The sequence below is a fragment of the Methylobacterium oxalidis genome, from assembly GCF_007992195.1.
GTDB classification, from domain to species: Bacteria; Pseudomonadota; Alphaproteobacteria; order Rhizobiales; family Beijerinckiaceae; genus Methylobacterium; species Methylobacterium oxalidis.
In genome coordinates, this window is record NZ_BJZU01000031.1 from 1 (window position 1) to 7784 (window position 7784).

Sequence of the window (7784 nt, forward strand, 5' to 3'; positions counted from 1 at the left end):
TTCTGGAGAGGTCGAGTGCGCGTGAGCGCACCGGGTGAGGGGTTCGCCGCACCCGGAAAGATCGCTTCCCTCTCCCTGCCCCTCTCCCGGACGGGGGAGGAAACCCGCGCTCCCTATCGGGAGGCGTTCGCCGGAAGGCGGAGCGAGGGGACACGGCTCCGGCGCGTGCGGATCGTGACCAGCATTCGTTGGCGCCCGGCGCCTCGCCTCGGGGCCAGCATCGGTGCACGCTCTCGCGGTGCGGCCGCCCGGTGCAGGGCTGTCGCCGAACGGCGTTCGCAGGCCGGCAGGAGGAGCCGATGCGCCCGATCACCCTGCTCACTCTCGCTCTCGCCCTCGCCGCACCGTCGGCGGCGATGCCGGCCCCGGCCGGCGAGGCGGGTGCCGCCGGCCCGGCCCATGTGCATCCGGGCGCCGCGTCCTCCCCGGGCCGCACCGAGGTCGGCCCCTACGCCCGCGACCTGCCGCGCGGTGCCGCCGCGCCGACGAGCGACGTGCGCCCTCCCCTCTACGGCGACCTCGGCGCGCTGACCTGGTCGGCCGGCACGGCGAGCGCCGAGGCGCAGGCTTATTTCGACCAGGGCTACCGCCTCGCTTGGGGCTTCAACCACGCCGAGGCGGCGCGCGCATTCCGGGCGGCCCAGGCGCTCGATCCGGACTGCGCCCTGTGCCTCTGGGGCGAGGCGTGGGTGCTCGGCCCCCACATCAACTACCCGATGGACGCCGACGCCGTCCCGCGGGCGCTCGCGGTCCTCGCCCGGGCCCGCGAGCTCTCGGCGCGGGCGACGCCGGAGCAGGCGGCGCTGATCGAGGCCCTCTCGCGCCGCTACGGTGCCGGGCAGGCCGACCGCAAGGCCCTCGACCTCGCCTTCGCGAGCGCGATGGAGGAAGTCCAGGCGCGCTTCCCGCAGGATACCGAGATCGCGCTGCTCACGGCCGACGCCCTGATGAACCTGTCGCCCTGGGACTACTGGGCGGAGGGCGGGCGGGAGCCGAAGGGGGCCACCGGGCGGATCCTCGCCCTGATCGAGGGCGTGCTCGCCCTGCGCGAGGGCGCGGCCGTGCGGCCGAACCCCGACCATCCGGGAGCCATCCACCTCTACATCCACATGGTCGAGGCGTCCGACCGGCCCGAGCGCGCCGCGCCCCACGCCGCGCGCCTCGCCGCGCTGATGCCCGGCACGGGCCACATCGTGCACATGCCGAGCCACATCTGGTACCGGCTCGGGCGCTGGCGCGAGAGCCTGGAGGCGAACCGGCAGGCGGTGGCGGCCGACGAGGCCTTCATCGCGGGCGGCGGGGCGAGCCTGCTCTACGCCCAGGCCTATCACGCCCACAACGTCCACTTCGTGCTGGTCTCGGCCCTGATGGGCGGGGACGGCGGCACCGCCGTGCAGGCGGCGGAGAAGCTCGCCGGCCTCGTGACCGAGCGGGCGCAGGCCGAGATCCCCTGGACTCAGCCGATCGCGGCCGCGCCCTTCGTCGCCCATGCCCGGTTCTCGGCCCCCGAGACCGTCCTCGCCCTGCCCCGGCCGGACGTTCCGCTGGTGCGGGCCCACTGGCACTACGCCCGCGGCGAGGCGCTGGCCGGGCTCGGGCGCAGGAATGAGGCCCTGGCGGAGGCCGACGCGATCGACGCCCTCGCGGTGGACCCCGCGATCCGCGCCATGCCCGAGGCGGGCGTGCCGGCGCCCGACATCCTCGCCATCGCGGCCCGGGTGGTGCGGGCGCGGGTGGCGCGCGCGGCCGGGGATCCGGGCGGCGCCGTCGCGCTCCTGACCGCGGCCGCCGAGATCCAGGACCGGCTCCCCTACATGGAGCCGCCGTACTGGTACTACCCGGTGCGCCAGTCCCTCGGCGCGGTGCTGCTCGGCGAGGGACGCGCCGAGGAGGCGGCCGCGGCCTTCCGGGAGGCGCTGAAGCGTTCCCCCAACAACGGCTGGGCGGCCGCCGGCCTCCTGCGCGCGGCCGAGGCCCGCGGCGACGCCGAGGGCGCCGCCGAGGCGCGGGCGAACCTGGAGCGGAGCTGGTTCGGTGCCGAGCGGCCGGAGCCCGGAGCGCTCTAGCGGCAGGTGCGGCGCCCGCCCGCCTTCCCCTCCCGCGATCCTTGCCGTATGGCCGCGGCTCCAATCCCCGGACCCGCGGACGCATGATACGCCTCGAGAAGATCGGCAAGCAGAACGGCCGTCAGATCGTCTTCATCGAGGCGTCCGCCGCGCTCCAGCGCGGCGAGAAGGTCGGGCTGGTGGGGCCGAACGGCGCCGGCAAGACCACCCTCTTCCGCATGATGACCGGCGAGGAGCAGCCGGACGAGGGGCAGGTCTCCACCGACCGCGGCATCACGATCGGCTATTTCAGCCAGGATGTCGGCGAGATGGCCGGGCGCAGTGTCGTCTCGGAGGTCATGGACGGGGCCGGGCCGGTCAGCACGGTGGCGGCCGAGCTGCGGGAGGTGGAGGTGGCGCTCGCCGACCCGGACCGGGCGGACGAGATGGAGGCCCTGATCGAGCGCTACGGCGAGGTGCAGGCCCGCTTCGAGGAGCTCGGCGGCTACGCCCTCGAGGGCCGGGCCTACGAGGTGCTGGCCGGCCTCGGCTTCAGCCAGGAGATGATGGACGGTGACGTCGGCCGGCTGTCGGGCGGCTGGAAGATGCGGGTGGCGCTCGCCCGCATCCTGCTGATGCGCCCCGACGTGATGCTCCTCGACGAGCCGAGCAACCACCTCGACCTTGAGAGCCTGATCTGGCTCGAGGACTTCCTCAAGGGCTACGATGGCGCCCTGCTGATGACCTCGCACGATCGCGAGTTCATGAACCGCATCGTCACCAAGATCGTCGAGATCGACGGTGGCGAGCTCCGGACCTACTCGGGCGATTACGCCTTCTACGAGCAGCAGCGGGCGGTGAACGAATCGCAGCAGCAGGCGCAGTTCGAGCGCCAGCAGGCGATGCTCGCCAAGGAGATCAGGTTCATCGAGCGCTTCAAGGCCCGCGCCAGCCACGCCGCGCAGGTGCAGAGCCGGGTGAAGAAGCTCGACAAGATCGAGCGGGTGGAGCCGCCGCGGCGGCGCCAGACGGTGGCGTTCGATTTCCAGCCCGCCCCCCGCTCCGGCGACGACGTCGCCATGCTCAAGAACGTGCACAAGCGCTACGGCAGCCGCAGCATCTATGCCGGGCTCGATTTCTCCGTGCGCCGCCGGGAGCGCTGGTGCGTGATGGGCGTCAACGGCGCCGGCAAGTCGACCCTCCTGAAGCTGGTGACGGGCACGGCCCGGCCGGACGACGGCACGGTGGCGCTCGGCAGCAGCGTGAAGCTCGGCTACTTCGCCCAGCACGCCATGGAGATGCTCGACGGCGACCTCACCGTCTTCGAGGATCTGGAGAGTTCCTTCCCGCAGGCCGGACAGGGCTCGCTGCGGGCGCTCGCCGGCTGCTTCGGCTTCTCCGGCGACGACGTGGAGAAGCGCTGCCGGGTGCTCTCGGGCGGCGAGAAGGCCCGGCTGGCCATGGCCAAGATGCTGTTCGACCCGCCGAACTTCCTGGTGCTCGACGAGCCCACCAACCACCTCGACATCGCCACGAAGGAGATGCTGATCCAGGCTCTCGCGCAGTACGAGGGCACCATGCTGTTCGTGAGCCACGACCGGCACTTCCTGGCCGCCCTGTCGAACCGCCTGCTCGAACTCACCCCGGACGGCATCCACCAGTACGGGGGCGGCTACACCGAGTACGTGGCCCGCACCGGCCGCGAGGCGCCCGGCCTGCGCGGCTGACGGGCCGGAGCGCCGCGCCCCGGCCCGTCGCCGGCTCAGGCGGCGCTGCGATAGCGCGCGGCGGCGTGGACCTGCCCGAAATTCGGCAACATCGCGGCCCGGGCCGCGTCGTAGGCGCTCCACTGGGCGGCGTCGGGCAGGGGCGGGATGGTCACGGTCTCGCGCCGGTCGAACCCGACGAGGGCCGCGTCCACCAGCTCGCCGACCTCCATCACGGCCGGCAGCGCGTCCACGTCGCGGCCGGAGCGCTCCCAGATCTCGGTGCGGGTCGCGGCCGGGAGAACGGCCTGCACGTAGACGCCCCTGGGGCCGAGCTCGCCGTGGAGCCCCTGGCTGAGGAACAGGACGAACGCCTTGGTCGCGCCGTAGACCGCCATGCCGAATTCCGGCGCGAGGCCGACCACCGAGCCGATATTGACGATCGCGCCCCCGCCGGAGGCGGCAAAGCGCGGCGCGACCGCGCTCGCGAGCCGCGCCAGCGCCGTGACGTTGAGCTCGATCAGCCGGCCCACCTGCTCGGGATCCTGATCGAGGAAGCCGCCGTGGCCGGCCGCCCCGGCATTGTTCACGAGCACGCCGATCCGCTCGTCCTCGCGCAGGCGCGCCTCGACGCGGGCGAGGTCGGCCCGCTCGGTGAGGTCGGCCCGGAGGATGTCGACGGCGACGCCCGCCTCGGCCCGCAGGCGGGCGGCCAGCGACTCCAGGCGGTCCGCGTCCCGGGCGACGAGGACGAGGTCATGGCCGCGCCGGGCGAAGCGATCGGCGTAGGCGGCTCCGATGCCCGAGGAGGCGCCGGTGACGAGAACGGCGGGCTTGCTGCTCATGGTCGAACTTCCTATCTCTCAAACATGATCATCATCATGTATCATAAACATGATGATGATCATGTTTGGCGTCAAGCCGATCAGGCCGGGTCCGAAGTGAGGTCGCGCACATGAAGGTCAGCCGCGAGCAGGTGGCGGAGAACCGCCGCAGGATCCTGGAGGCCGCCGGGCACCTGTTCCGCGAGCACGGCTTCGAGGCCGTGACCGTCGCCGAGGTGATGAAGGCCGCGGGTCTCACCCACGGGGGCTTCTACGGCCACTTCGCGTCCAAGGACGACCTGATCGCCGCCGCGCTGGCGGAGATGGTGGTCGCGCCCGGTGTCGAGCCCGTCGCGCTCGCGCCCTACGCCGCGCGCTACCTGTCGACCGTGCACCGGCAGGATTGCGCCGGCGGCTGTCCCGTCGCGGACCTCGGCGCGGAGACGATCCGGCAGTCGCCGAAGGCGCGGGCCGCCATGACCGAGGGCCTGCGCCGGCAGATCGCGCGGCTCTCCGCCGGCACCCCGGGCGCCGCTCCCGAGGAGAGCCGCCGCGCCGCCATCGGGAGCTGGGCCGCCATGGTCGGCGCCATGATCCTCGCACGGCTCAGCGACGATCCCGACCTATCCGACGAGGTGCTGGCCGAGACCCGCGCCTTCATCGAGGAGCGCGCTCCGGCGCCCGCCGCGCGGTCTCAGACCTGAACCCAAGGGCTCTCCAGCAGATCCCGGATCGTCTCGGCCCGCCGCAACGCCTCCGCGCGCGCGGCCTCGAGCATCGCCGGATCGAGCCCCGCGACCGACCCCTCCTCGATCAGGATGCGACACAGTTCCGCGCGCTCGTTCAGCAGGGACATCACCGAGCCCAGGCGCGCCTCGAGGGCCGCGGCCTGCGCCTCCAGCATCGCGTCCCCGCCGAGCACGTGGCCGATATGGCAGCGCCACTGCGGCAGGTCCCCGACCGCGGTTCGCGCCATCGCGCCGCTGCATTCCGGGCAGCTCAGCGACGACGGCCGGTCGAGCCTGTACCCGTCACCCATCTCGCTCTCCCTCGATCCGCCGCGCCGCCGCGCTCCGCTGGACGATCGACTCCGCCAATCGCGCGATCAGGTCCGGCATGGCCGCGAGCGGCATCACATGGTCGGCTCCGGCGTTGCGGAGCGCGTTCAGGGGCATGTCCGGACAGATGGCCTCCGCCGGATCCTGCACGATCGCCACGCCGCCGCGCCGCCGGACCTCGAGGAGGCCGGCGACGCCGTCGCTGAGGCTCCCGGTCAGCAGCACGCCGATCACCGTGTCGCCGTGGCTCTGCGCCGCCGACCGGAACAGGGGGTCGATGGCCGGGCGGGTGTAGTTCTCGCGCGGGCCGCGGACCAGCCGGATCCGGCTCGGCGCGACGCAGAGATGGTGATCGGGCGGGGCGACGTAGATGCGGCCCGGCCGGATCGCCTCGCCGTCCTGTGCGTGGGCGGCGGGAAGCTCGGACCACGCGGCGAGGAGCGACGGAAGCAGGCTGCGATGGCGCCCGATATGCTGGACGACGAGGTAGGCCGCGGGAACCGGCGGCGACAGGGCGCCGACGATCTCCCGCAGGGCGTCGATGCCGCCGAGCGATGCGCCGAGCACGACCGTGGCGAAGGCGCTCCTGCGACCGCCGGGCGGCCCTTCCGCATCGCGCGCGCGCGGCTCGCCCGTGCGTTTCATGGAGCCTCGCGCCAACGCGGCCGGACGATGCGCCGGCGGACAGACGTCGAGACTCCACCATCTTCCCGGCGCCTGAATTCACACAGGTGAAATTCGCCCGCCGGACGCCCGCCTAGAGTGCTGCCGGCGTGGCGGGGAGATGGTCATGCCGCAGCACCTCATCCGCAAGCTCCAGCAGTTCGCGCCCCTCTCCGAGGAGGACGGGCGGGCTCTCGAGGACGCCGCGAGCCGGAAGGTGCGCATCTTCGGCGCACACCAAGACGTGATCCGAGAGGGCGACGCGCCCGAGCACGTCAACCTGATCCTGGAGGGCTGGGCCTGCCGCTACAAGCAGCTGGAGGACGGGCGCCGGCAGATCATCTCGTTCTTCCTGCCCGGCGACCTGTGCGACCCGCACGTCTTCGTCCTGCGCGAGATGGACCACGCGATCGGCACCATCACGCCCGTGCGGCTGGCCGAGATCCACCGCGACCAGATGCTCCGTCTGACCGACGAGCACCCGCGCATCACGCAGGCGCTCTGGTGGGAGACACTGGTGACGGCGGCGATCCAGCGGGAGTGGACGGTCAACCTCGGCCAGCGCACCGGCCTGGAGCGGATCGGGCACCTCCTGTGCGAGCTGTTCATCCGGCTGCGCGGGGTCGGGCTGACGGAGGGCGACAGCTGCCTGCTGCCGGTCACCCAGGTGGAGCTCGGCGATGCGACGGGCCTGTCGAACGTGCACGTCAACCGGGTGCTGCAGGAGTTGCGGAGCAGGGAGCTGATCGTGCTGCGTGGCAAGCGCCTGTCGATCCCGGATCTCGAGGCGCTGCAGCGTGTCGCGCTCTTCAACGTGAACTACCTGCACTTGGAGCGGGAGGGCCGGCGCCTCGAGGAGAGCCACCTCATCCCGGGTTAGGGCGCCGGTGCGTCGGCACGCACCGGCGCGGCGGCAGGTCCGCGAGAGGCCAAGTCCGCGAGAGGCCAAGTCCGCCAAAGGCGTCGTGTCCGGAAGCGGTCGGCTCCGGTCAGAGCGGGCGGGTACCCCGCATCCGCATCAGCTCGAAGACGGCGAGCGCCAGCGGCACTCCGATCAGAAACAGCGCGAAGACGAGGCTCACGGCATCCTCCGGTTCTCGAGCAGGGGCCCGCGCCGGGCTCACCCCGGCGCGCCAGGATCAATGCACGATGCGCCGGGACGGTTCGCCCGGACCGGGCCTTCTCTAGCGGCGGTCCGGCGCGTCGAGCAGGCGCTCGATCTCGGCCTCCGCCGCGGCTCGGGCCTCGGCCTCGGACGGGTGCGGCTTGTCCGAGCGGCGGTAGAGCTTGCCGCGGTCGCGTATCGCCCAGGTGTAATGGCCGGCCAGATTCCGGCTGGCCTTGATCTCGAGCGTGTAGAGGTGCCGCAGATTCGCGCCCATGGGCATGATGTGGCGCGCCCGCCCCACCTTCCGCAATGAGGCGATTGCCTCCGCGGTGCGGCAAACTGCTTCCGGCCCGATCCTCGTCTGGGCAGGCGAAGCCTAG

General features: G+C 72.7%; 8 protein-coding genes. 4 read left to right on the forward strand and 4 right to left on the reverse strand.

What is annotated here, in order from left to right; all coding sequences use genetic code 11:
- The first annotated feature begins 299 nt into the window (after nt 1–299).
- On the forward strand, nt 300–2066 hold the full coding sequence (locus MOX02_RS09700; protein WP_238178975.1) for a hypothetical protein: 1767 nt from the start codon (nt 300–302) through the stop codon (nt 2064–2066).
- Between the two features lie 83 nt (nt 2067–2149).
- Nucleotides 2150–3772: an ABC-F family ATP-binding cassette domain-containing protein gene (locus MOX02_RS09705; protein WP_147025590.1), complete on the forward strand. Its 1623-nt coding sequence runs from the start codon at nt 2150–2152 to the stop codon at nt 3770–3772.
- A gap of 35 nt (nt 3773–3807) precedes the next feature.
- Here MOX02_RS09705 and MOX02_RS09710 read toward each other — a convergent pair whose 3' ends face one another.
- Entirely contained in the window at nt 3808–4596 is a 789-nt protein-coding gene (locus tag MOX02_RS09710; protein WP_147025591.1) for an SDR family NAD(P)-dependent oxidoreductase, read from the reverse strand.
- A 110-nt stretch (nt 4597–4706) separates the two neighbouring features.
- On the opposite strand from MOX02_RS09710, the gene MOX02_RS09715 reads away from it, so the two are divergent.
- The gene (locus MOX02_RS09715) at nt 4707–5279 is read left to right on the forward strand and encodes a TetR/AcrR family transcriptional regulator (protein WP_147025592.1); all 573 of its coding nucleotides are present in this window, start codon (nt 4707–4709) and stop codon (nt 5277–5279) included.
- On the opposite strand, the gene MOX02_RS09720 is transcribed toward MOX02_RS09715, so the two are convergent.
- The gene (locus MOX02_RS09720; RefSeq protein ID WP_147025593.1) at nt 5270–5614 is read right to left on the reverse strand and encodes a hypothetical protein; all 345 of its coding nucleotides are present in this window, start codon (nt 5612–5614) and stop codon (nt 5270–5272) included. The two genes, MOX02_RS09715 and MOX02_RS09720, sit on opposite strands and share 10 nt — an antisense overlap.
- Nucleotides 5607–6278, reverse strand: a complete 672-nt coding sequence (locus MOX02_RS09725; protein ID WP_147025594.1) for a chemotaxis protein CheB — start codon at nt 6276–6278, stop codon at nt 5607–5609. Before MOX02_RS09725 ends, MOX02_RS09720 begins: the two co-directional genes overlap by 8 nt.
- Before the next feature lie 145 nt (nt 6279–6423).
- On the opposite strand from MOX02_RS09725, the gene MOX02_RS09730 reads away from it, so the two are divergent.
- A complete protein-coding gene (locus MOX02_RS09730; protein ID WP_147025595.1) occupies nt 6424–7176 on the forward strand; it encodes a Crp/Fnr family transcriptional regulator in 753 nt (250 codons plus the stop codon).
- 304 nt (nt 7177–7480) lie between these two features.
- Here the strand turns inward: MOX02_RS09730 and MOX02_RS09735 are convergent, their stop codons facing one another.
- Nucleotides 7481–7678 carry a hypothetical protein gene (locus tag MOX02_RS09735; protein ID WP_147025596.1) on the reverse strand — a complete coding sequence of 66 codons (198 nt, stop codon included), beginning with the start codon at nt 7676–7678 and terminating at the stop codon, nt 7481–7483.
- Nucleotides 7679–7784 lie beyond the last annotated feature (106 nt).

Excerpts from the sequence above, each read along its gene's own strand:
- MOX02_RS09700 (WP_238178975.1), top strand. The coding sequence starts at position 300 with ATGCGCCCGATCACCCTGCTCACTCTCGCTCTCGCCCTCGCCGCACCG.
- MOX02_RS09705 (WP_147025590.1), top strand. The coding sequence starts at position 2,150 with ATGATACGCCTCGAGAAGATCGGCAAGCAGAACGGCCGTCAGATCGTC.
- MOX02_RS09710 (WP_147025591.1), bottom strand. The coding sequence starts at position 4,596 with ATGAGCAGCAAGCCCGCCGTTCTCGTCACCGGCGCCTCCTCGGGCATC.
- MOX02_RS09715 (WP_147025592.1), top strand. The coding sequence starts at position 4,707 with ATGAAGGTCAGCCGCGAGCAGGTGGCGGAGAACCGCCGCAGGATCCTG.
- MOX02_RS09720 (WP_147025593.1), bottom strand. The coding sequence starts at position 5,614 with ATGGGTGACGGGTACAGGCTCGACCGGCCGTCGTCGCTGAGCTGCCCG.
- MOX02_RS09725 (WP_147025594.1), bottom strand. The coding sequence starts at position 6,278 with ATGAAACGCACGGGCGAGCCGCGCGCGCGCGATGCGGAAGGGCCGCCC.
- MOX02_RS09730 (WP_147025595.1), top strand. The coding sequence starts at position 6,424 with ATGCCGCAGCACCTCATCCGCAAGCTCCAGCAGTTCGCGCCCCTCTCC.
- MOX02_RS09735 (WP_147025596.1), bottom strand. The coding sequence starts at position 7,678 with ATGGGCGCGAATCTGCGGCACCTCTACACGCTCGAGATCAAGGCCAGC.